The 23,634-nt window shown below is 71.8% G+C and carries 20 protein-coding genes; 17 read left to right on the forward strand and 3 right to left on the reverse strand.

Annotated features, from left to right (window positions below; genetic code table 11):
- Nucleotides 1-7: 7 nt before the first annotated feature.
- On the forward strand, nt 8-733 hold the full coding sequence (locus ACQ0O7_RS02485) for a PP2C family protein-serine/threonine phosphatase (protein ID WP_430780075.1): 726 nt from the start codon (nt 8-10) through the stop codon (nt 731-733).
- Nucleotides 734-808: 75 nt separating this feature from the next.
- Nucleotides 809-3,733: an EAL domain-containing protein gene (locus ACQ0O7_RS02490; RefSeq protein ID WP_430780076.1), complete on the forward strand. Its 2,925-nt coding sequence runs from the start codon at nt 809-811 to the stop codon at nt 3,731-3,733.
- 3 nt (nt 3,734-3,736) lie between these two features.
- Here the strand turns inward: ACQ0O7_RS02490 and ACQ0O7_RS02495 are convergent, their stop codons facing one another.
- Complete coding sequence (locus ACQ0O7_RS02495; protein ID WP_430780077.1) at nt 3,737-6,484, reverse strand: ATP-dependent RNA helicase; 2,748 nt, start codon at nt 6,482-6,484, stop codon at nt 3,737-3,739.
- A 199-nt stretch (nt 6,485-6,683) separates the two neighbouring features.
- Between ACQ0O7_RS02495 and uraD the strand changes: the two genes are divergently transcribed.
- From uraD to ACQ0O7_RS02530, 7 genes are all read left to right on the forward strand, one after another.
- Nucleotides 6,684-7,190 carry a 2-oxo-4-hydroxy-4-carboxy-5-ureidoimidazoline decarboxylase gene (gene uraD / locus ACQ0O7_RS02500; protein WP_430780078.1) on the forward strand — a complete coding sequence of 169 codons (507 nt, stop codon included), beginning with the start codon at nt 6,684-6,686 and terminating at the stop codon, nt 7,188-7,190.
- Nucleotides 7,180-7,542, forward strand: coding sequence for a hydroxyisourate hydrolase (gene uraH, locus ACQ0O7_RS02505; RefSeq protein ID WP_430780079.1), 363 nt, complete (start codon nt 7,180-7,182; stop codon nt 7,540-7,542). The genes uraD and uraH overlap by 11 nt, the downstream gene beginning before the upstream one ends.
- Before the next feature lie 11 nt (nt 7,543-7,553).
- On the forward strand, nt 7,554-8,405 hold the full coding sequence (gene pucL, locus ACQ0O7_RS02510; RefSeq protein ID WP_430780329.1) for a factor-independent urate hydroxylase: 852 nt from the start codon (nt 7,554-7,556) through the stop codon (nt 8,403-8,405).
- Nucleotides 8,402-9,751: an 8-oxoguanine deaminase gene (locus ACQ0O7_RS02515; protein WP_430780080.1), complete on the forward strand. Its 1,350-nt coding sequence runs from the start codon at nt 8,402-8,404 to the stop codon at nt 9,749-9,751. Before pucL ends, ACQ0O7_RS02515 begins: the two co-directional genes overlap by 4 nt.
- Nucleotides 9,752-9,863: 112 nt before the next feature.
- The gene (aceB, locus tag ACQ0O7_RS02520; RefSeq protein WP_430780081.1) at nt 9,864-11,411 is read left to right on the forward strand and encodes a malate synthase A; all 1,548 of its coding nucleotides are present in this window, start codon (nt 9,864-9,866) and stop codon (nt 11,409-11,411) included.
- 291 nt (nt 11,412-11,702) lie between these two features.
- Nucleotides 11,703-12,839: a DUF6986 family protein gene (locus ACQ0O7_RS02525; protein ID WP_430780082.1), complete on the forward strand. Its 1,137-nt coding sequence runs from the start codon at nt 11,703-11,705 to the stop codon at nt 12,837-12,839.
- 245 nt (nt 12,840-13,084) lie between these two features.
- The gene (locus tag ACQ0O7_RS02530; protein ID WP_430780083.1) at nt 13,085-13,753 is read left to right on the forward strand and encodes a hypothetical protein; all 669 of its coding nucleotides are present in this window, start codon (nt 13,085-13,087) and stop codon (nt 13,751-13,753) included.
- 4 nt (nt 13,754-13,757) lie between these two features.
- Here ACQ0O7_RS02530 and ACQ0O7_RS02535 read toward each other — a convergent pair whose 3' ends face one another.
- Nucleotides 13,758-14,090 (reverse strand): hypothetical protein, encoded by a 333-nt coding sequence (locus ACQ0O7_RS02535; protein WP_430780084.1) that lies wholly within the window; start codon nt 14,088-14,090, stop codon nt 13,758-13,760.
- 104 nt (nt 14,091-14,194) lie between these two features.
- Between ACQ0O7_RS02535 and ACQ0O7_RS02540 the strand changes: the two genes are divergently transcribed.
- Nucleotides 14,195-14,479, forward strand: coding sequence for a hypothetical protein (locus ACQ0O7_RS02540; RefSeq protein ID WP_430780085.1), 285 nt, complete (start codon nt 14,195-14,197; stop codon nt 14,477-14,479).
- Here the strand turns inward: ACQ0O7_RS02540 and ACQ0O7_RS02545 are convergent.
- The gene (locus ACQ0O7_RS02545) at nt 14,470-14,889 is read right to left on the reverse strand and encodes a glutaredoxin family protein (RefSeq protein WP_430780086.1); all 420 of its coding nucleotides are present in this window, start codon (nt 14,887-14,889) and stop codon (nt 14,470-14,472) included. The genes ACQ0O7_RS02540 and ACQ0O7_RS02545 overlap by 10 nt on opposite strands.
- A gap of 128 nt (nt 14,890-15,017) precedes the next feature.
- Between ACQ0O7_RS02545 and allB the strand changes: the two genes are divergently transcribed.
- From allB to ACQ0O7_RS02580, 7 genes are all read left to right on the forward strand, one after another.
- A complete protein-coding gene (gene allB, locus ACQ0O7_RS02550; protein WP_430780087.1) occupies nt 15,018-16,334 on the forward strand; it encodes an allantoinase AllB in 1,317 nt (438 codons plus the stop codon).
- Nucleotides 16,334-17,305, forward strand: a complete 972-nt coding sequence (gene alc, locus ACQ0O7_RS02555; RefSeq protein WP_430780088.1) for an allantoicase — start codon at nt 16,334-16,336, stop codon at nt 17,303-17,305. The genes allB and alc overlap by 1 nt, the downstream gene beginning before the upstream one ends.
- Nucleotides 17,302-18,438, forward strand: a complete 1,137-nt coding sequence (locus ACQ0O7_RS02560) for a phosphotransferase family protein (protein WP_430780089.1) — start codon at nt 17,302-17,304, stop codon at nt 18,436-18,438. The genes alc and ACQ0O7_RS02560 overlap by 4 nt, the downstream gene beginning before the upstream one ends.
- Nucleotides 18,439-18,487: 49 nt before the next feature.
- Nucleotides 18,488-19,588, forward strand: coding sequence for a protein-L-isoaspartate O-methyltransferase family protein (locus ACQ0O7_RS02565; RefSeq protein WP_430780090.1), 1,101 nt, complete (start codon nt 18,488-18,490; stop codon nt 19,586-19,588).
- Nucleotides 19,589-19,658: 70 nt separating this feature from the next.
- Nucleotides 19,659-20,609: a pirin family protein gene (locus ACQ0O7_RS02570; protein ID WP_430780091.1), complete on the forward strand. Its 951-nt coding sequence runs from the start codon at nt 19,659-19,661 to the stop codon at nt 20,607-20,609.
- Nucleotides 20,610-20,631: 22 nt separating this feature from the next.
- Nucleotides 20,632-21,828, forward strand: coding sequence for an aminopeptidase (locus ACQ0O7_RS02575; protein ID WP_430780092.1), 1,197 nt, complete (start codon nt 20,632-20,634; stop codon nt 21,826-21,828).
- 213 nt (nt 21,829-22,041) lie between these two features.
- Nucleotides 22,042-23,625, forward strand: a complete 1,584-nt coding sequence (locus tag ACQ0O7_RS02580; protein ID WP_430780093.1) for a phospholipase D family protein — start codon at nt 22,042-22,044, stop codon at nt 23,623-23,625.
- Nucleotides 23,626-23,634: the final 9 nt, after the last annotated feature.

The following is a 23,634-nucleotide window of genomic DNA, read 5'->3' on the forward strand; positions in this document are numbered from 1 at the left end:
GCACGCCATGACCTTGCACCTCCGGTGGGCGGCCGTCACCGACCAGGGACACGTCCGAAGCAACAATGAGGACTGTCATTACGCCGGTGATCAGCTTCTCGTCGTCGCCGACGGCATGGGCGGCATGGCCGCCGGTGATCTGGCCAGCCGGATCACCATCGAAGCCATGGTCTCGCTCGACACGCGGATCGAATCAGAGCACCAGATGGACGCCCTGCACCAGGCGCTCGAACTGGCCAACGGCCGGATCGCCGAGCAGGTGGCCGCCGACCCCTCGCTCCAGGGCATGGGCACCACGCTGACGGCGGTGCTCTTCAACGGGGAGCGGGCGGCGATGGCCCACGTCGGCGACTCCCGGGCCTACCTGCTGCGCGACGGCCGGCTCAACCAGCTCACCAAGGACGACACGTACGTCCAGATGCTGGTCGACCAGGGCCTGATCAAGCCGGAGGAGGCGGCCGTGCACCCGCGGCGGGCCGTCGTCACCCGCGTGCTGCAGGGCGAGCCGGTGACCCCCGCCTACGTGATCGTCGAACCGCAGCGCGGCGACCGCTGGCTGCTGTGCAGCGACGGTCTCACCGGCGTGGTGGCCGATCCGGTGCTGGAGGAGGAGCTGCGGACCGTGGCCGATCCCAAGTCCTGCGCGGAGCGCCTGATCGATCTCGCGCTGCGTGGCGGCGGCCCCGACAACATCACGGTGATCGTTGCTGATGTGGACGCATCGTCGATGTAGGCGCGATGCCGACGTGACCTCCGGAGACTGAGCAGGTATTTTACTCCGGCCGCGATCCTCGCGGCCCGGACTCTGGTGGTGATCACGACGGCGCGACTGATCGGCACGCTGGCGCTCACCCTGGGAGTGGTCGCCTTCGGCGAACTCGTCCTCGGCACGCCACGGCTCTACACCGACACGGCGCAGCTCATCGCCGGCCTCATCGCGGCCGTGGTCTGCCTGCGGATGGGCCGGCAGCGGACCGGCATCCCGCGCAACTGGCGGCTGCTGGCGGCCGGCGGGCTGCTCGTCTGGTCGCTCAACCGGCTCTGGTGGGTCGTCCAGGACCTGGCCGGCATCGACCGGGTGCCGCCGCAGCAGCTGACCGACGTCGGTCTCTTCGTGCTGCCCACGTGCATGCTGCTCGGGCTGCTCGGCGCGGTGCGCACTCGTCCCCGGCCGGCGCCCACCTCACCGTTGCGCGACCAGATCGCCCTCCTGCTCGACAGTGTGCTGATCACCGGGTCGGTGCTGGCGCTGGCGTGGTCGCTGTTGCCCGGCGTACCGGCGGTCCAGGGTTTTCAGGTCTTCCACCTGGTGTACCTGATCGTCGACCTGATCCTGCTCACCATGGTGGCGCTGCTGCTCACCACCCGGCCCGACTCGCCGGCCGGGCGGCGGCCGCTGCGGCTGGTCGGGTCGGCGCTGCTCGCCTTCGGTGTCGCCGACACGGTCCGGCTCCTCGGCGACGGCCCGATCTGGCTGTCCGGTAGCGGCCCCGCGTGGTTCTCCGACGGCGGCCCCGGGTGGTTCTCCGACGGCGGCCCCGCGTGGTTCTCCGATGGCGGCCCCGGGTGGTTCTCCGATGGCGGGCCGGTGTGGCTCTTCAGTGGCGGGCCGGTGTGGCTCGAAGGGCTCGGTCATCTGCTCGGGCCGGCTTTCATCGCGCTGGCCGCTCTCAGCCCCGCCCAGCCGGCGCTGCCACAGCCGGAGCCCGCATGGCTGGAACGCGACTGGTTCCGCCTCCTGCTGCCGTACGGCCCGGTCGTCGTCGCCGGGGTGGTCCTGGTGGCCCGGACGGTCACCGGCGGGACGCTCACCTCGTTCGAGGCCTACCTCGGATGGCTCGGCCTGGCCCTGGTCGTCACCCGGCAGATGCTCACCATCATCGACAACACGGTCCTGTTCGACCGGGTCGCCCTCACCCAGCGCCGGCTGCAACACCAGGCCTACCACGATCCGCTGACCGGCCTGGCCAATCGCACCCTGTTCCGGGAGCGCCTGGTCGCCGCGATCGACGCCCACCAGCGGCGCGGCACTCCGGTGGCGGTGCTCTTCGCCGACCTGGACGACTTCAAACTCATCAACGACACGTTCGGCCACGGCGTCGGCGACCGGGTGCTGCAGGCCATCGGCGAACGGATGCGGGCCGGCGTACGCTCCCAGGACCTGGTGGCCCGCCTGGGCGGCGACGAGTTCGCCATCGTGCTGGACCAGAGCGGCCTGCCGGTCCCGGCCCCACGCCGCCGGGCACCCTGGCGCCGCCGAGCCGACGCGGCAGTCCGGCAGCGTCGCTACGTCCTGTCCGCGGCCGGCGTCCGGGTCTCCGAAGCGGCCTACGACCCCGCCCGGGCGGCCGATCCCCCCACAACGGTTCCCGCCACCGTCCCGCCATCCTCAGATTCGTCTGGATTGCCCGCCGCGGGTTCGCAGTCCCCTTCTGTTGCCTCCGTCGCCTCCTCCGCTGCTGGTGTGGCGCCGCCACTCGACCCCCGTAACCCACTCGACCCCCGTGACCCAGTCGACCCCCGTGACCCAGTCGACCCCCGTGACCCAGTCGACCCCCGCGACCCAGTCGACCCCCGCGACCGGCTGGACCCCCGCGACCGGCTGGACCCCCGCGACCGGCTCGACCCCCGCGACCGGCTCGACCCCCGCGACCGGCTGGACCCCCGCGACCGGCTCGACCCCCGCGACCCCCGCGACCCACTCGATTCCGAGGATTGGGCCGCCGAGGCCGAGGCCATCGGTCAGCGGGTGCTGGCCCGGCTGCGCGAGCCCTACGTCCTCGACGGCCGTTCGATCACCGTCGGTGCCAGCATCGGCCTGGTCACCGCGGAACCCGGCGACCGTCTCTCCGCCGACCTGCTGCTCCGCCGCGCCGACGCCGCGATGTACGCCGTGAAGCGCAGCGGCAAGGGCGCCCTGATCCGCTACACCGGCCCACGCGACGCCGGCCCGAACGCCGACCTGCCGCAGCTCCTCGCGGGCGCCCTGGCCGGCTCTCCGGCAGCCGCCGGTTTCGACGTCCACTACCAGCCGATCGTCCGGCTCACCGACGGCGCGACGGTGGCCGTGGAGGCCCTGGCCCGCTGGACCGACCCGGTCGCCGGAACGGTCCACCCCGACGTCTTCGTCACGATGGCCGAACGCACCGGTCTGGTCTCGGCGATCGACGACTTCGTCCTGGACCGTGCCTGCGCTGACGCCACCGCCCTCGCCGAGTTGCACGGACGCCCGATCGACGTCCACGTCAACGTGTCGGCGGGCCGGTTGGCCGGCCAGGGTCTGGAGGAGGCGGTCCGGGCCGCGCTGACCCGGCACAATCTGCCGCCCGAGCGCCTGATCATCGAGATCACCGAAACCCTCCGGATCCCCGATCTGCCCTGTGCCGCCGCGCTCGTCGAACGGCTGCGGGCGATCGGCGTCCGGGTCGCCCTGGACGACTTCGGCAGCGGCTACAACGCGCTGGCCCAGTTGCACGCCATGCCCGTCGACATCGTCAAGCTGGACTCCACCCTGACGGACGTGGACGCCTCCCCGGACCGGGCCGGCGCCCTGTGCCGCTCGGTGCTGGCGATCTGCGCCGAGCTGGGCATCACGGTGGTGGCCGAGGGCTTGGAGACCGTGGAACGCTCCCGTGCTCTGGCCGACCTGGGCTGCCCGCTGGGACAGGGCTACCTTTACGGCGCGCCCGCACCCCTGAGCCGCCTGGAGAACACCACCACACCCGAGGCCTGACGTTCATCGCGACCGCGGATTCGTACGCCGGGTCGGTTCCGCCGTGGTCGGGTCCTCCGGCCAGGGGTGCCGTGGGTACCGCCCGCGCATCTCGGCCCGCACCTGCGGATAGCCCTGCACCCAGAAGGAGCCGAGATCCCGGGTGACCGCCACCGGCCGCCCGGCCGGGGACAGCAGGTGCAGCAGCACCGGAACCCGCCCCTCGGCCAACCGTGGCGCCTCCCGCCAGCCGAACGCCTCCTGCACCTTGACCGCCAGCACCGGCGCGGCCGGATCGCTGTAGTCCACCCGCACCTTCGACCCGCTCGGCACCGGCAGCCGCTCCGGCGCGACCTCGTCCAGCCGGCCCGCCACCGACCAGGGCAGCAGTCTCCGCAGGCCACCGGCCACGTCGAGCTTGGCGAGATCGGCCCGGCGCCGGGCCGAACCGAGGTCCAGCCACTCCTCGGCGCCGGCCAGCAGTGCGCTGTCGGACACGTCCGGCCACGGTTCGCCGAGCGCCGCGTGCGCGAACGCCAGCCGGCTCCGCAACTCACCGGCCCCGCGACTCCAGGTGAGCAGCCCTAAACCCTCGTCACGCAGCCCGGTGGCCAGCGCTTCCCGCACGAGCGCCGGATCCGGGTCGGTGAGCCGGGTGGAGGCCAGGGTGATCGCGCCCAGCCGCCGGACCCGCCGGGCCACCACGTCGCCGTCGATCCAGCCGATCTCGGTGGCCTCGGCGAGCAGCGGCGCACCCACCTCCCGCGCGGTCTCCTCATCCAGCGGCGCGGCGCTGCGGACCCGGGCCGTCGGCGCCCCGGCCGCCCGGTCCGCGCTCGCCACAGCGATCCACGGAACCCCGGTCAGCGGGCTCCCGGCGGGCAATTCGGCGGCGGTGCCACCAGCCATCAGGTACGCCCGTCCACCCGGCTCCCTGACCCGCGCCACCCGCTCCGGGTAGGCCAGCCCCACCACGATCCCCGCCGCGAGATCATCGGTGAGCCGCCCTCGTCCGCCTCCACTGCCCTCTGGTCGCGCCCCGCCCTGCCTCTCGACGCCCTGCCTCTCGTCGTCCGGTCTCGCGTCGTCCGGTCTCGCGTCGTCCGGTCTCGCGTCGCCCGGTCTCGCGTCGCCCGGTCTCCTGTCGCCCAGCCTTCCGCCGCCCGGTCTCCTGTCGCCCGGAACAGAGCCGCTGGGACCGTCTGGTGGCTGCTCCTCCAGGGACTGTGGGGAGGTGTCGTCCGTGCCGGGGTTGAGGGAGGTCGCGCGGCTGACCGCCCGGGTCAGGCGGCGGACCTCGGTGCGCCAGGTGAAGTCGTCGCTGTCGCGGGCGGCTCGCCAGGCGGTGACCACGTCGCCGGTTGTCGTGCGGTCGTCGTCGAGGACGGCGACCAGTTCGGCGGCCCGGGTCGCGCCCAGCGCCGCGGCGCCGTCGAGCAGCGCCCGGGCCAGGCGTGGGTGCAGACCCGCCCCGGCCAGGGCCCGGCCCCGTGGGGTGACCCGGCCGCCGGCGTCGAGCGCGCCGAGATCGTGCAGGGTGGCGGTGGCGGCTCGCAGCGCGCCTGCCGGTGGCGGGTCGGGCAGGGCCAGCCCGGTCCCGTCGGGATGCCCCCACAATGCCAGGTCCAGCACGAACCCGGTCAGGTCGGCGGCCGTGATCTCCGGCTCGGGCTGGGCGGGCAGCCGATCGTGCAGGGCCGCGGACCAGCATCGGTAGACCCGGCCGGGCGCCTCCCGGCCGGCCCGCCCGGCGCGCTGCTCGGCGCTGGACCGGGAGACCGGCACGGTGGCCAGGGCGCCCAGACCCCGGGCGTGATCCATCCGGGGGACGCGGCTGAGACCGGCGTCGACCACGGCCCGCACTCCGGGGACCGTCAGGCTGCTCTCGGCGACCGCGGTGGCCAGCACCACCCGGCGGCGCGGGCCGGGCCGCAACGCCGCGTCCTGCGCGGACCCGGACTGCCGGCCGTGCAGGGTGACCACGTCGATGTCGCCGAGCCCGCGGAGACGGCCGGCGACGGTCTCGATCTCCCGGGCGCCGGGGAGGAAGGCGAGCACGTCGCCGTCGGCCTCGGCCAGGGCCCGCCGGGCGGTCGCGGCCGCGTGGTCGAGCAGCCGGGGATCGACCCGGAGCCCGAGAGGCGGGGTGACCGGCCCGGCCGGTGGCGCCCAGATCACCTCGACCGGGTGGGTGCGGGCGTGCGCGGTGAGCACCGGAGCGGGGCGGCCGGGCTCGCCGAGGACCGCGGCGAGGCGGTCGGCGTCGGCCGTCGCGGAGGTGGCCAGCAGCCGTAGGTCGGGCCGGAGCGCGGCACGCACCTCGACCAGGAAGGCGAGTGCCAGGTCGGAGTCGAGATGGCGCTCGTGGCACTCGTCCAGGATCACCGTGGTGACCCCGGCCAGCTCGGGATCGGCCTGGAGGCGGCGGACCAGCAGCCCGGTCGTGACCACCTCGACCACCGTCTCCCGGGAGACCTGGCGCTCACCGCGCACCGCGAAACCGACCCGCTGACCGGGTTTCTCACCGAGCAGCCCCGCCATCCGGCGGGCGGCGGCCCGCGCGGCGACCCGGCGTGGCTCGGCGACGATCACCCGCCCGCCGGGCGTGGCCAGCGCGAGCGGGACGAGCGTGGTCTTGCCGGTGCCGGGTGGGGCCACCAGCACCGCGGCGCCGGCCTCGGCGAGGACGGCGGCCACCTCGGGCAGGACCGGGCGGACCGGAAGATCGGGCAGGGACTCGGTGGGAATGAGCACGCGCCAAGTCTGGCCCATCCCGAGGCCGCCTCCCCGGTTGTCCACAATGCCGCTGGCGGCGTTCCGGTTGTCCACAGGCCGGGGCGTTCGGCGAGATTTTCGGGCACGTTTCGTGGCAGGGTGGCGAAACGACCGAGCCTTGTTAATTCTTCGGCCGCCCGGTGCGCACGCCGTGCCCGGCCTGATTGACTGTTCAAGATCGACGAGGGGGTGACCGATGGGTGCGGTGGAAATCTTCAACACTCTGCCCACGGAGCGACTGGAGGGGGAGCTGCTCGCCTGTTGTGCGGCACCCGCCTGGGGCGCCGTGATCGCCGGCCGCCGGCCGTTCGCCGACCGGGCCGAGCTGCTCGCCGTGGCGGATACCGCCGGGCGCGAGCTGAGCTGGGCCGACGTGCTGACCGGCCTGTCCGCGCACCCACGGATCGGCGAGCGGGCCGCCGGTGACTCCCAGGAGGCAGCCTGGTCGCGCACCGAGCAGTCGGCTGCCGCGCGCAGCACCGACGATCAGGCGAAAGCCGAGTTGATCGCGGCGAACAGGGCGTACGAGGAGCGGTTCGGCCACGTCTTCCTGATCTTCGCGAGCGGCCGCACGCAGGCGGAGATCCTGGCCGCCGCGCGGGAGCGGATCGGCAACGACGAGGCGACCGAGCGGGCGATCGTGACCGATGAGCTGCGCCGGATCGCGCTGCTCCGGCTGGAGCGGGTGCTCGATGCCCTCTGACGACGGCACCACGGCCGAGTTCCACGCCCGCATCTCCACCCACATCCTGGACACGGTCTCCGGCGACCCGGCCCGTGACGTCTACGTCCGCCTGGAGCGGCGTGACTCGGCCGGCTGGCTGGCCGTCGGTGAGGGCCGCACCGACGACGACGGCCGCCTGCGTTTCCAGGTGCCGATGCACGACCGCCAGGCCGGTGGTTACCGCCTCTTCTTCTACGTGGAGCCCTACCTGGGCGGTGACTGCTTCTTCCCGGAGATCACGGTCGCCTTCCACGTCCACGACCCGAATCGTCACTATCACGTGCCGCTGCTGCTCAGCCGGTACGGCTACACCACCTACCGAGGGAGCTGACCTTGGGAATCGTGCTGGGACCGAACCGTTACGGCAAGGCGGAGACCCGTCTGGTGCGGGTGCACCGCGACGGTGAGACGCACGGCCTGGTGGACTTCAACGTCAGCATCGCCCTCTCCGGCGAGCTGGCGGCCACCCATCTGACCGGCGACAACTCCGGTGTGCTGCCGACCGACACGATGAAGAACACGGTGTATGCGTTCGCCAAGCGCCACGGCGTCGGCGAGCCCGAGGACTTCGCCCTGCTGCTGGCCCGGCATTTCGTCGACAGCCAACCGCAGGTGCACGGGGCGAAGGTGTCGATCGAGTCGTTCGGCTGGGACCGGCTGGGGCCGCACTCGTTTCGCCGGCGTGGAGATCACACCCGCACGACGGTGGTCACCGTGACCGCCGAGGCGACCCAGGTGGTCTCCGGCATCACCGGCCTGGTGCTGCTGAATTCGACGGATTCGGAGTTCCACGGCTTCGTCGAGGACGAGTTCACCACGCTGCGCCCGGCCACCGACCGGATCCTGGCCACCGCCGTGGACGCGCGCTGGCGGCACCTGGGCGACGGCGCGGACTGGGCGGGATCCTTCGAGGGGGTGCTGGCGGCTCTGCTGACAGCGTTCACCGGGACGTACAGCTATTCGTTGCAGCAGACCCTCTACGCGATGGGCGCCGAGGTGCTGGCGAGCCGTCCGGAGGTGGCCGAGGTCCGGCTCGCGCTGCCGAACAAGCATCATTACCTGGCCGACCTGTCGCCGTTCGGGCTGGACAACCCGAACGAGGTGTTCATCGCCGGAGACCGGCCGTACGGGCTGATCGAAGGCAGTGTGAGCCGCGACGACGCGCCCGCGGCGACGGCGGAGTGGTGGCTGTGATCATCATCGAGAACGCCGCGGTCGCGACGGTCGACCCGGCCGGTTCGGAGTACACCGACGGCCATCTGGTGGTCGGTGACGACGGCCGGATCGCCGCGGTCGGCGCGGGCCGGGCCCCGGACTCCTACCAGGGCCGGCGGATCGACGGCCGGGGCTGCCTGGTCACGCCCGGTCTGGTCAACTCGCACCACCACCTCTACCAGTGGGCGACCCGTGGCCTGGCGCTGGACGAGACGCTCTTCGGCTGGCTCACCACGCTGTACCCGATCTGGGGCCGGCTGGACGCGGAGATCGTCGGCGCGGCGGCCGGTGCCGGGCTGGGCTGGCTCGCGCTCTCCGGCTGCACGACGTCGATGGACCACCACTACGTCTTCCCTCGTGACGGTGGGGACGTGCTGGCGGCCGAGATCGAGGCGGCCCGGCAGATCGGGGTGCGGTTCCACCCGACCCGCGGCTCGATGGACCTGAGCCGCAAGGACGGCGGCCTGCCCCCGGACCACGTCGTCGAGGACACCGACGAGGCGCTGGCGGCCACCGAGGCGGCCATCGACCGCTGGCACGATCCGTCACCGGACTCGATGCTGCGGATCGCGGTCGCGCCCTGTTCGCCGTTCTCGGTCACCACCCGGCTGATGACCGAGTCCGCCGAGCTGGCCCGGCGCCGGGGCGTCCGGCTGCACACCCATCTAGCCGAGACCGACGACGAGGAGGAGTTCTGCCTCGAGCGGTTCGGCTGCAAGCCGGTGGAGTACGCGGAGCGGGTCGGCTGGCTGGGTGACGACGTCTGGCTGGCCCACGGCGTGCACCTGGACGACGCGGCCATCGCGACACTGGGCGCAACCGGCACCGGTGTCGCGCACTGCCCGAGTTCGAACGCCCGGCTCGGCGCCGGTTCGGCCCGGGTGCGTGAGCTGATCGACGGCGGTGTGCCGGTCGGTCTCGGAGTGGACGGCGCGGCCTCGCAGGAGGTCTCCCATCTCGGGGCCGAGCTGCGGCAGGCGCTCTACACCGCACGCCTGCGCGGAGGGCCGACGGCGATGGACGCCCGTGAGGCGCTACGGCTGGGCACGATGGGCGGGGCCCGCTGCCTGGGCCGCCAGGACGACATCGGGTCCCTGGAGCCCGGCAAGCTGGCCGACCTGGTGATGTGGCGTCTGGACGGTCTGGGCCATGACGGCATCGACGACAGGGTGGCCGCACTGGTGTTCGGCCCGCCGGCCCGGGTGGACCTGGCCCTGGTCGGTGGCCGGCCGGTCGTCGAGCGGGGCGAGCTGGTCAACGCCGATGCGGACACGCTCACCGCGCGGGCGCGCAGCGCACATCGCCGTCTCCTGGGGTTGTCGTAGCGAGAAGCGAGCAGAGCGGGGAGGCGAGGAGAGGGTGGACCGGACCGGGCGACCATGAATAATGCTCGATTACGGTACGGGGGAGTAACCACACTGAGAGGAATCGTCAACGATGACCGAGATCCTGTCCGACGAGGCGGTCGCGTTCGTCGCCGACCTGAACCGGCGCTTCCGGCCTCGCCGTAACGAGCTCCTCCAGGCTCGTGCCGCGCGCCGAGCGGAGATCGCGGCCGGCGCCACGCTGGGGTTCCTGGCGGAGACCGCCGACATCCGGGCCGCCGAGTGGTCCGCGCCGCCCGCCCCGGCCGACCTGCGGGACCGGCGGGTGGAGATCACCGGGCCGACCGAGCGCAAGATGACGATCAACGCGCTCAACTCGGGTGCCAAGGTGTGGCTGGCCGACCTGGAGGACGCGAACACCCCACACTGGCCGAACGTCGTCGACGGCCAGCAGAACCTCTACGACGCGGTCCGGCGGACGATCACGCTGGAGACCGAGAAGAAGACGTACGAGCTGAACGGCGGGCCGTACCCGACGATCGTGATGCGCCCGCGCGGGTGGCACCTGGACGAGCGGCACCTGCCGGTGGACGGCGAGCCGGCCGTCGGCGCCCTGGTCGACTTCGGCCTCTACTTCTTCCACAACGCCAAGGAACTGCTCGAACGGGGCTCCGGGCCGTATTTCTACCTGCCGAAGACGGAGTCCCACAAAGAGACCGCCCTGTGGAACGACGTCTTCACGTACGCGCAGGAGGCCCTGGGCATACCGGTCGGCACCATCCGCGCCACCGTGCTGATCGAGACCATCCCGGCCGCGTTCGAGATGGAGGAGATCCTGCACAGCCTGCGGCCGCACATCTCCGGGCTCAACGCCGGGCGCTGGGACTACCTGTTCAGCATCATCAAGTATTTCCGGGACAACCCGGCGATGATCCTGCCGGACCGCGCGGCGGTCACCATGACGGCGCCGTTCATGCGGGCGTACACCGAGCTGCTCGTGGCCACCTGCCACAAGCGCGGGGCGTTCGCGATGGGTGGCATGGCCGCCTTCATCCCGAGCCGCCGCGATCCACAGGTCAACGAGGTGGCCCTGGCCAAGGTCCGGGAGGACAAGGAGCGCGAGGCCGGTGACGGTTTCGACGGCTCGTGGGTGGCACATCCCGACCTGGTCCCGGTGTGCCGGGAGATCTTCGACCGGGTGCTCGGCGACAAGCCCAACCAGCTGGCCCGGAAACGTCCCGAGGTCGTGGTGGACGCCGCGGATCTGCTGGAGGTGGCCGGCACCGGCGGCGCGGTCACCCGGGCCGGGCTGCACAACAACGTCAACGTGGCCCTGCAGTATCTCGAGGCGTGGCTGCGCGGTAACGGCGCCGTCGCGATCCACAACCTGATGGAGGACGCCGCCACCGCGGAGATCTCGCGCTCCCAGGTCTGGCAGTGGATCCACAACGGGGTCCGGCTCGAGGACGGGACGCCGATCACCGCCGAGCTGGTCGGCCGGATTCTGGACGAGGAGCTCGCCGGGATCCGCGAGAGCGTCGGTGACGAGGCGTGGACGGCCGGGCGGTACGACGACGCGCGCAAGCTGTTCGAGCGGGTGGCGCTCGCCGACGACTTCGCCGACTTCCTGACCAGCGCCGCATACGACTCCATCGACTGACGCCGTTCGCGGGGGACGGCCGGAGGCGGGCGCCGACGAGGAGCGCTCGTGGGTAGCCCCGGGGTGATGCCGCCCGCAGGCATCGCCCCGGGGTGGCGCCCGCGGGCAATCGCCCCGGCGCAAGGCCGCAGGCATCGCCCCGAGGGCGGCACCAGCGCCGGAACGCGACGGCGGTGCCGGGAACGAAACGCAACGGCGGTGCCCGGAATGGAACGCAACGGCGGTGCCCGGAATGGAACGCAACGGCGGGGCTTGGGACGGAACGCAACGACGATCGACTGGAGGCGGCACATGCGCCTGACCGACCGGGACTATGACGACATCGACGCGAGTCTGGCCGCGCACGACGCGTTCCTGCGGGCGCGCTACCCCGGGGATCGTCCCGGCCGGCAGCCGGTGCACACCGTCTACGTTCCGGCCGACCGGCTCGACGACTTCCGGGACTGGGGGAGCATCGCGCTGGAGACGATGGACCGGCACGACTTCCCCTGGCCGGATCCGGCGGTCCGGGAGAAACTCGGCCGAGAGCCGATCGAGGACCTGCGTGTCGACTTCGAGGACGGCTACGGCGTCCGCGACGACGACCAGGAGGACATCGCGGTCCGGGAGGCGGCCAAGATCCTCGCCGGCGGTCCGCGGCCACCCTTCCTCGGCATCCGGATCAAGTCCCTGGAGGCTCCGACCCGCCGCCGCTCGCTGCGCACCCTGGACCTCTTTCTGGACACCTACCAGGATCTGGTCAACATCACCCTGCCCAAGGTCAGCGGTCCGGACCAGGTCCTCGCGATGGTCACCCTCTGCGAGCGGATCGAGCGTTCGTACGGTCTGAGCGCCGGCGCCCTCACCTTCGAGATCCAGATCGAGCTGCCGTCGGCGGTGCTCGCCGCGGACGGCTCGGCGGTGGTGGCCCGCCTGATCACCGCGGCCGGTGGACGGTGTACGGGGCTGCACTACGGCACCTATGACTACAGTGCGGCGGCCGGGGTCGCGGCCGCGTACCAGTCGATGGAGCATCCGGTCGCCGACTACGCCAAGGCGGTGATGCAGGCCGCGGTCGCGCAGACCGGGGTGCGGTTGTCCGACGGCTCCACCAACATCCTCCCGGTCGGTGACACCGATCAGGTGCACCGGGCGTGGGAGCTGCACCGCCGTCTGGTCCGGCGTTCCCTGGAGAACGGCTACTACCAGGGCTGGGATCTGCATCCGGCCCAGTTGCCGACCCGTTACGCCGCCACCTACGAGTTCTTCCGGGACGGCCGGGACGCCGCGGTCACCCGCCTGCGGCGATATCTGGACCGGCAGGACAGCGGGATCGCGGACGAGCCGGCCACCGCCCGGGCGCTCGCCGGCTATCTGTTGCGCGGTCTGGACTGCGGCGCCCTCGACGACGCCGGATTCTCCCGGGACGACCTGGCGGCGCTGGCCTGAGAAAGACGGTCGGCCTGAGAGGGCGGGAGAGACGGTCGGCCTGAGAGGGCGGGAGAGACGGTCGGCCTGAGAGGACGGGAGAGACGGTCGGCCTGAGAAAGACGGGAAAGGCGGTCGGCCTGAGAAAGACAGGAAAACGGTCGGCCTGAGGCAGACAGGAAAAACGGTTGGCCTGAGAAAGACGGGAAAGGTGGCCGGCTTACGAAAGGCGGCCGCAAGAGGAGTGCGGCTGAGGGGAGGAGCCGATGGGCCATGACACCGGTTTCGGCGGATGCATCGAGATCGTTCCGCCGTTGAATCCGCACGAGGTGGAATATCTCGACCGGTTCGCCGAGACGAGGCACGATCACCGTTCCACCGGGCCGTACTCGGTGTACCGGGGTGACGCCTCGGCTGATGAGATCGTCGGCGGCGGGAGGGCCCAGCCGGAATTGCCGGGACACTGGTGCCGGTGGGTGCCCACCGCGGCCGGTGGCGGCCTGATCTGGGATCAGGAGGAGAATTTCCACGACGCCGAGAAATGGCTCGCCTATCTGATCGACACCTTCCTCAAACCGGGCGCCACCATTCGGGCGGAGTCGGCCAATCCGGTCGAGGGCCGGTTCTATCCGGCGGCCTTCGAGCATTTCACCTGCGATCACGTGCTCAACGGGGTGATCGAGGCGGTGGGCGAGGGCGAGGACGATCTCTGGCGGATCGAGGTGCGGGACAGCGTGGTGTTCGTGATCCGGATGGCTGTCCCGCCGGATCCGGCCGGGATCGATCCGCGTGCGCCGAACGAATGGACGACTGTGGAACGGGCCGAGTTCGAGGACCGTACCCGCCGCGATCATGTTTTTGTCGTCGCCAACGGTGAGACGAACGACCTGGGCCCGGCGGAGAGATCCGGTTTCGCTCCGGTGGAGAGATCCTGAGGCGTCAGACCACCGAGAACCAGGGGACCATCAGGAGCGCGCCGAGCGTCAGCCAGGTGGCCACCTCGTGATGACCTTCGTTGGCGATCCGGACGGCCTGGTGGAGCATCCCGCCGATCGCGACGGTCAATGCTCCGGCGGCGATGATCTGCGCGACGCCGGGCTGGGTCAACCAGTCCGGGACCAGGCTGACCAGCGAGACCGGATCGACCACGGCCATGCCGGCGAGGGCGGTCACCAGGACCGCGAGAACCGCGACGGCGATGCCGAGCGGGATGTTGTTGGGACCCTGGTCCACCTCGGCCGAGCCGATGGTGCCGGGCTGCTGATCCGTCACGCCGCTAGACCATAGCGGTAGTGGCAACTTCGGTGGGGTGTCGAACCATTCGGGTTCGGGGCGAGTACTACAGGGGGCAACGCACCGAACGCTGGGAGGACGTCGTGCGGAAACAGCCCTGGAAGCATGCCGTGGCGGCCGAGCCGGTCACCGTGCCGGAGGACACCGAGCACACCTGCGAGCGGCCGTCCTGGGCCTGCCGGGCGTGTGGGCATCCCTGGCCGTGCGCGCCGGCGAAGGAGTCGCTGGCGGCGGGCACCGACCGGGTGCTGCTGATGATGTACCTGTGGGGACACCTGGACCAGGCCATGACCGAGCTGCCGGGGCGACCACCGGCCGAGATGTTCGACCGGTTCCTGAACTGGACCGACGAGCTGGTTCAGGCCTGAGGGGCGGCCGGGGCGACCTGGTCGCGGAGCCAGGACGGGTCGGGGTTCACATGCGCCTGACCGCCGATCACCACGGTCGGCACGATCTCGTCGCCACCGGTGATCTCCCGGACGGTGGCGGCGGCCGCCGGATCCTGCCAGATGTCGACCCAGTTGAGGCGGGCCGCGTCCGGGCCGAGCCGGGCCCGCAGCCGCAGGCAGAAGACACAGCCGGGCCGCCAGTAGACGACCGGCCGGTTATCCACAGGCTCCGGCCGTGGGAACGCCATCGGTGACAGCACGACGGCGAGTCCGAGGAAGACGGCCAGCAGCAGGGCCGCGGTGCCGGGCGCGCCGTCACCGGTCTTGACCACGGCGATCAGCACGCCGAGAGTGGCGGTGAGCCCCGCGAGGCTCCAGCGACGCAACATGGAGCGGCACGCTACTCCGCTACCGGCGGTAACGACACGGCTGACCGGAATCCTGGAACAAGCTGGTACACATCCCGGGCCTGTGGACAAACCTCGGGTGCGAAACAAACCGCCGATAGGGTCGGCACATGGCTGATCTAGTGGTGCGGTCTCAACGGGTGGTGCTGCCGGACGGCGAGCGGGCGGCGGCGGTCCTCGTCGACGGCGGGAAGATCACGGCGGTGCTGGCCTACGACGCCGCGGTGACCGCCGGGGCGGATGTCGACCTGGCGGGCACGGCGTTGCTCCCGGGCCTGGTGGACACCCATGTGCATGTCAACGAGCCGGGCCGGACCGAGTGGGAGGGGTTCGCCACGGCGACCCGGGCGGCCGCGGCCGGCGGCGTCACCACGATCATCGACATGCCGCTGAACAGTCTGCCTCCGACGGTGGACACCGAGGCGCTCACGATCAAGCGGGCGGCCGCGGCCGGGCAGTGCCACGTCGACGTCGGGTTCTGGGGTGGCGCGATCCCGGGCAACGCCGGTGACCTGCCCGGCCTGCACGACGCCGGGGTGTTCGGCTTCAAGGCGTTCCTCGCCGACTCGGGTGTGCCGGAGTTCCCGCCTGTCGACGCCGGTCAGCTGACCGAGGCGATGACCGCGGTGGACGCGCTGTTCGTGGTGCACGCCGAGGATCCCGGCCATCTGCGTGACGCGGTCGGCTCGGCGGCCTACGCCGACTTCCTCGCCTCCCGGCCGCAGGAGGCCGAGCACGCGGCGGTCGCCACCGCGATCGGGGTGGCCCGGGCGACCGGCCGGCGCGTGCACATCCTGCACCTGTCCGCGGCGTCCGCGCTGCCGCTGATCGCCCAGGCGCGGGCGGGCGGGGTGCGGGTCACCGCCGAGACCTGCCCGCACTACCTGACCCTCGACGCCGATGAGATCCCGGACGGCGCGACCGAGTTCAAGTGCTGCCCACCCATCCGGGACACCGCCAACGCCGACCGGCTGTGGGAGGCGCTCGCCGACGGCCTGATCACCTGCGTGGTGAGCGACCACTCGCCGTGCACTCCCGATCTGAAGCGGCAGGACACCGGCGACTTCGCGGCGGCGTGGGGCGGGATCGCGTCGGTGCAGCTCGGTCTTCCGGTGATCTGGACCGCGGCCCGGGAGCGGGGACATACCCTCGCGGACGTGGTGAAGTGGATGGCACGCCGCCCCGCCGAGCTGGTGGGGCTGCGCGCCAAGGGCCGGATCGAGGTCGGTGCCGACGCGGATCTGGTGGCCTTCGAGCCGGACGAGGAGTTCGTGGTCGACGCGCACACACTGCATCATCGAAACCCGGTCACGCCGTACGCGGGCCGGAAGTTGCGGGGTGTGGTGCGTACGACCTGGCTGCGCGGTGGCACGGTGACCGGCGGCGATGCCGGCGGGATGTTCCTGAGCGACACGAGGGGGATCTGATGGATTTCAGCGCGCTGCCCGATCTGGCGTCGCGGGCGTTCGGCGGTGGGGTCGTGCATTGCAACGACGAGTTCTTCGCCGCGGCCGACCACCTGGTCCTACCGGATCCACCCGGGCACGCGCCGAAGACGTTCGACCACAAGGGACAGGTGTACGACGGGTGGGAGACCCGCCGGCGTCGTGCGGACGGGTTCGACTTCGCGGTGGTCCGGCTCGGAGCGCCCGGGGTGATCCACGGGGTGGACATCGACACGGCGTTCTTCACCGGCAACTATCCACCGTTCGCCTCGGTGGAGGCGACCGAGCTGCCCGGCTATCCCGGCCCGGCCGAGCTGGACGCCGCCGACTGGGTGGAGGTGCTGCCCCGGTCGCCGCTGAAGGGTGACGGCCGCAACCTGTACCCGGTGGACGACCGCCGCCGGTTCACCCATGTGCGGCTCAACATCTTCCCGGACGGTGGCGTGGCCCGGCTGCGGGTGCACGGCGAGGTGGTGCCCGACCCGGAGCTGCTGCCGAAGGTGTTCGACGTCGCCGCCGCGGAGTTCGGCGCGACCGTCGTGGACTGCAGCGACATGTTCTACGGCCATCCGCAGCGGATGCTGATGCCCGGCCTGGCGCGAAACATGGGCGACGGCTGGGAGACGTCCCGCCGCCGTGACGACGGCAACGACTGGGTGCTGGTGCGGCTGGCCGCCCCGGCCGTGCTGCGGTTCGCCGATCTGGACACCAGCCACTTCAAGGGCAACGCGCCGGGCTGGGCCGGGCTGACCGGATTCGACGCCGAGGGGGTCGCCTATCCGCTGCTGACGCGGGTGGCGTTGCGGCCGGACACCCCGCACCGGTTCGCGGTGGCGAAAGCGCCACGGGTGACCCAGGTCCGGCTGGACATCTTCCCGGACGGCGGCATGGCCCGGCTGCGGCTGCTCGGCCGGGCCGACCGGGCCTTCCTGAGGGAGCGGCTGGCCCGGTGAACCGCACAGTGACCCTGGTGCTCGTCGATCCGGCCGGTGAGCCGCTCGGGGCTCTGCCGCCGTTCGCCGTCGAGGTGCCGTGGTGGCAGGAGGTCTCCGACGTGGTGGCCGGGGCCGGGATCGAGGTGACCGTGCTGCGCCTGCTGCACGGTGACCGGCCGGACCCGCCCGGCGGCCACGTCACCTATCTGGCGACGACCCGCGAGCGGCCGTCCGGTCTGCTCCCGGTGGACATCGATCTCGGGCCGCACCCGTTGCGCGCGCCCTGGGCCGAGGCACACGGCGCGTCCGAGTCGCTGGCCTGGGCGACGGGTGCGCTGGACCGGATCGGGCTGTCCGGGGCGGTGGCCCGCCAATGGCGTACCTGGAATCTGTCCGCGATCTGGCGGTTCGACTCGGCGGCCGGCGAGCCGGTGGCGTGGCTCAAACAGGTGCCGCCGTTCTTCGCCCACGAGGCGGCGGTGTTGAGGCTGGTGGAGGAGGTGTCGCCGGGGCTGGTGCCGTATGTGTTCGCCGCCGGTGAGCCCGGCCGGGTGCTGCTGTCGCACGTGCCGGGCACTGATCAGTGGGACGCCGGCGCCGCCCGTTGCGCCGAGGTGCTCGCCGCGTTCCATCCGGTGCAGGAGCATTTCGCCGGGCGTACGGGTGAGTTGCGTGCCGCCGGAGTTCCGGAGTTCTCGCTGGCCGGAGTCGCCGAGATCGCCCGGCCGTACCGCGACGGGATGCCCGGTCTGGGAGAGCTGATCGACGGTCTGCCGGATCGGCTCGCGGCGGTCGCGGAGTGCGGCCTCCCGGACACTCTCGTCCACGGCGATCTGCATCTCGGCAACATCCGCCACGACGATGGTGACGGTGGACCGGTCATCGTGGACTGGGGCGACGCGGTGGTCGGCAATCCGGCTCACGACGTGCTGCGGCTCACCCGTGACCCCGGGGTGATCCGGGAGTGGGCGGCGCGCTGGCCCGGCTGTGACGCCCTGCGCGCCGTCGACTTGCTGCGGCCGGTCGCGGAGTTGCGCCAGGCGGTCGTCTACACGAACTTCCTGGCGAACATCGAGCCGTCCGAGTGGCCCTACCATCACGCCGACGTGGCGGCGGCGTTGTCGAGGGCGTGTGCTGTGGATTCCCGCTGATATCCACAACCCTCACCGTATCGGCGCCGTGTTACGTACCGTGTCAGCTATGGAAGATGCCCGCCGGCGCTACCTCGACCTGATCCGGTCCGACGGCGTCGAGTTCTCTGCCACGCTGGCCGGTGCGTTCGCCGCGGTGCCCCGGGAGATCTTCGTGCCGGACGGTTTCCACCGGCGGGACGGGCGCCGGGTGGTGCCCGCCGACCGTGACTACCTGGCCACCGTCTACAGCAACGACGTCCTGGTCACGAAGATGGACGGCGACGTGCCGGTCAGCTCCTCCAGCCAGCCGTCCCTGATGGCCGCGATGATCGAGGGGCTGGCCGTCCGGCCGGGGATGCGGGTGCTGGAGATCGGTGCGGGCACCGGCTACAACGCGGCGCTGCTGGCGACTCTCGGCGCCCAGGTGACCACGGTGGACGTGCAGCCCGACGTGGCGAGCCGGGCGCGGTCGGCGCTGGCCCGGGCGGGTCTGCCCGGGGTCCGGGTGGAGACGGCCGACGGATACACCGGCGGGCCGCCGGAGCGGTACGACCGGATCATCGTGACGGTGGGTGTGGCCGGTGTCTCCCCGCTCTGGCTGGACCGGCTCGACCCGGGCGGCCGGATCGTCGTCCCGGTCGAGCACGCCGGCACCCACCCGGTCCTCGACGTCCGTCCCGGCCTGATGTCCGCCCGGGTGGTCTGCGCGGCCGGGTTCATGAGCGCGTCCGGTCCGCTGACCGCCCGCCATCCGCGCAGTCATCCACCGGCCGCGGTCGCCCTGGACGGCCTGACCGAGACGTCGCCGGCCCGCTGGCGGCCGTCGCTGGACGCGCGGGCGTACCGCGATCTGTGGTACGCGGCGGGCGCCTGGCATCCACGCAGCAGTCACGCCTCGATCGCCGGCCGTGAGTCGAGTTATCTGGCGATCCTGGACGACACCGGCGAGGCCGGTTCGGTGGTGCTCGCCGACGGGGCGATCCTGGCGTCGGGGGAGTCGGCGGAGCGGTACACCGCGGTCGGCATCGCTCTGGCGGACCGCTGGTGGGCGCTGGGCCGGCCGCCGATGACCGCCTGGCGGGTGGGTCTGGCCCTGGGCGGCGATCCGGCGGCCCCGATCTGGGCCCCGTCCTCCTGGACCCTGGATCCGATCACGCCCGGCGGGTAGGAGAGGGCCGTCACTTGTATTTCAGATTTGAAGGAGTAGTCTTCGGGCATCGGAACCAGGAGGTCTTGAGATGCCCGCGATCACCGTCGACGACGTTCTAGTTCTTCCCCGGCTGCCGCAGCTGGACCCGGTGGCCACCGCGTTCCGGCCGGTCCGGCGGCTGACCACCGCGCCCCAGGGGTTCGAGGGTGAGGGGTTCCCGGTCCGGCGGGCCTTCGCGGGCGTTCCGATGACCGAGCTGGACCCGTTCATCCACCTGGACCAGATGGGTGAGGTCGACTACGCGCCGGGCGAGCCGAAGGGCACCCCGTGGCACCCGCACCGGGGGTTCGAGACGGTCACCTACATGATCGACGGGATCATGGACCACCAGGACTCGCTGGGCAGCGGCGGCTCGATCGCCAACAGCGACACCCAGTGGATGACGGCCGGCTCCGGCATCCTGCACATCGAGGCGCCGCCGGAGCACCTGGTGACCAGCGGTGGGCTGTTCCACGGGCTGCAGCTCTGGGTGAACCTGCCGCGGGCCTCGAAGATGATCGACCCGAAGTACCAGGACATCCGCGGCTCCAAGGCGGCGCTGCTGACCACACCGGACGGTGGCGCGCTGATCCGGGTGATCGCCGGGGAGATCGCCGGGCACAGCGGACCGGGTTCCACCTTCACCCCGATCAACCTGGCCCACGTCACCATGCAGCCCGGATCCCGGCTCGACCTGCCCTGGCAGCCGGACTACAACGCGCTGGTGTACGCGCTGAGCGGCGAGGGCTGGGTGGGCACCGATCTGCGGCCGATCCAGTTGGGCCAGCTCGCGACGTACGGGCCGGGCGACGCGGTCCGGGTGGAGGCGAAGACCGAGCTGGACCTGTTCATCATGGGTGGCCGGCCGATCCGGGAGCCGGTCGCGCACTACGGGCCGTTCGTGATGAACACCCGGGCGGAGCTGAAGCAGGCGTTCGAGGACTTCCAGAAGGGCCGGCTCGGGGTCATCCCGGCGGGACGCGTGCCGCACACCGACTGAGGGCGGGCCTAGGCTGGGCGGTATGGACCGAATCCAGCGATTCGCTGACGTCGTGGTCCGGGCTGGTGTGAACGTCCAGCCCGGACAGGGAGTCATTCTGCGTACCGACACCGCGCATCTGGAGATCGCCCGCGCGGTCGTCGAGGCGGCCTACGCCGCCGGCGCCGCCTGGGTGGAGCCGCTCTGGTCGGACGGGCCGATGCGCCGTTCCGCCGTCGACCACTCCAGCCTGGAGTCGCTGACCGCGAGCCGCGGCTGGGCGCTGCAGCGCATCCGGGAGTGGTCTGAGCAGGGCATCGCCTCGATCACCCTGCTCGGTGACCCGGATCCGCACGTGCTCGACGGGGCCGACCCGGCGAAGGCCGCGGCATTCCCCACCGACGAGGCGCGGGCCATGCGGGAAGCACTGATGGGCAGGTTGCGGTGGACCGCGGTGGGCGCGCCCAATCCGGGCTGGGCCACCCAGGTCTTCGGCGAGCCGGACACCGAACGGCTGTGGGAGGCGGTGGCCACCGCGATGCGGCTGGACGCCGAGGATCCGGCGGCCGCCTGGCGGGAGCGGGCGGCGACGCTGGCCGAGCGCGGCGCGGCGCTGGACGCGCTGGAACTGACCTCCATCCGGTACGAGGGATCAGGCACCGATCTGACCGTCGGCCTGATCCCCGGCTGCCGTTGGACCGGTGGTGGGCTGGTCGACGCGGCGGGAGTCCCGTACATGCCGAACATCCCGACCGAGGAGGTGTTCACCAGCCCCGACCGGATGACCGCCGAGGGCACCGTGCGGGTGACGAAGCCGCTGGTGCTGAACGGGCAGCTGGTCCTCGGGCTGCGGCTGGTGCTGACCGGCGGCCGGATCGTCGAGGTGACCGCGGACTCCGGCGCCGAGGCGGTGCGGGCCCAGCTGGAGACCGACCCGGGTGCGCGCTACCTGGGTGAGGTCTCCCTGGTGGACCGGGACAGCCGGATCGCCCGGGCGGGCATCGTCTTCCACAACACGCTCTTCGACGAGAACGCCGGCTGTCACGTGGCCTGGGGCTCGGGTTTCCCGTTCGCGGTGCCGGACGGGCTGGCCAAGAGCCCGGCTGAGCGGGAGGCGATGGGTTTGAACGCGTCGAACGTGCACACCGACGTGGTGATCGGCGGCGAGGGCATCACGGTGACCGGGACCGGCCCCAAGGGCGTGACCGAGATCATCCGCGACGACGAGTGGGTCCTTTAGGAGGCCATCAGGAGCATTGCTCCGGCACCCATGAGCACGAGCAGCAGGACCGCGATGAGCAGGCCCTTCTCAGCGGAGTCGGTCGTCGTGGCGGTGGTCAGCGGCTCACTGCTCATGGGTGTTCCTCCGCGGGGGTCGGGGGCCGCCACTGCGGATGCGGGCAGTGGACGGTGGGCTTACGGTGAGGGCGTCGTCGACCTCGAAGGGGTTGCTGTGCCGCCGCAGGAATGGCTCTTGACCGCAGATGAACGTGGCAACCCGGACACCTCCATACCCATATGGAACACCGGAAACACGGTCGAGCCGCTGATTCACGGGCAAAGTTACTTCGATCGGCTGGTGACCGAAATCGAGGCGCTCGAACCGGGTGATCACCTCTTCTTCACCGACTGGCGTGGCGACCCGGACGAGCGGGTCCGCGACGACGGCCCGACCGTCGCCGAGCTGTTCGCCGCCGCGGCCGCCCGGGGTGTGGTCGTCAAGGGGCTGCTGTGGCGGTCCCATCTGGACAAGCTGGCGTACAGCCAGGAGGAGAACCGGAACCTCAGCGACGAGATCGAGGCGGCCGGCGGCGAGGTGCTGCTCGACCAGCGGGTCCGCCGGGGTGGCTCACACCATCAGAAGCTCGTCGTGCTGCGGCACCCGGGCCGTCCGGAACTCGACGTCGCGTTCGCCGGCGGCATCGACCTGTGTCACAGCCGCCGGGATTCCCGTGATCATCGAGGCGATCCGCAGGCGGTGGCGATGGCTGCGGCGTACGGGAAGAATCCGCCCTGGCACGACGTACAGCTGGCGTTGCGGGGTCCGGTTGTGGGGACCTTGGACCAGACCTTCCGGGAGCGGTGGACGGACCGGGTCCCGCTCGATCAGGACGGCCCGATCGCCACGGTGACCGACCGGTTGAAGGGTGAGGATCTGAGCCCGGATCCGTTGCCGGAGCAGCCGCCGGACCCGCCCGAGTGTGGAACGCAGACGGTGCAGGTGCTGCGGACCTATCCGGCGATGCGCCCGCCGTACGGCTTCGCGAAGCTCGGTGAGCGCAGTGTCGCCCGTGGCTACACCAAGGCGATCCGGCGGGCTAGGCGGATCGTCTACCTGGAGGACCAGTACCTGTGGTCGAAGGAGGTCGCGCAGCTGTTCGCCGACGCCATGCGCGACAACCCGGACCTGCACCTGGTCGCCGTCGTGCCCCGGCACCCGGACGTGGACGGCGGGTTCGCGCTGCCACCCAACCAGGTCGGCCGGGAACAGGCGATCGAGCTGTGCCGGCGGGCCGCCGCGGACCGGGTGCACGTCTTCGACCTGGAGAACCACGAGGGCACACCGATCTACGTGCACGCCAAGGTGTGTGTGATCGACGACGTGTGGAGCAGTGTCGGCAGCGACAACTTCAACCGTCGATCGTGGACGCACGACAGTGAGCTGTCCTGCGCGGTTCTCGACGAGGAGCGGGACGAGCGTGCGCCGCTCGACCCGGCCGGGCTCGGCGACGGCGCACGGCGGTATCCGCGTGAGCTGCGCCTGGCCCTGATGCGCGAGCACCTGGACCGGGACGAGGGCGACGACGCGGACCTGATCGACCCGGGTACGGCGGTCGAGGCGATGACCGCCGCCGCGGACCGGCTGCGGGACTGGCGCGACGGTGGACGGGTGGGACCGCGGCCGCCGGGACGGCTCATCCCGCACGAGACGTCGCCACTGCCGTGGCACCAGCGGTTGTGGGCGCTTCCGGCGTACCGGCTGATCTACGATCCGGACGGCCGTCCGTGGCGGGACCGCCGCTCCGGGACCTGGTAGGCAGGGCGC

Source organism: Actinoplanes sp. G11-F43, from assembly GCF_050589265.1.
In the GTDB taxonomy this organism is placed as follows: Bacteria; Actinomycetota; Actinomycetes; order Mycobacteriales; family Micromonosporaceae; genus Actinoplanes.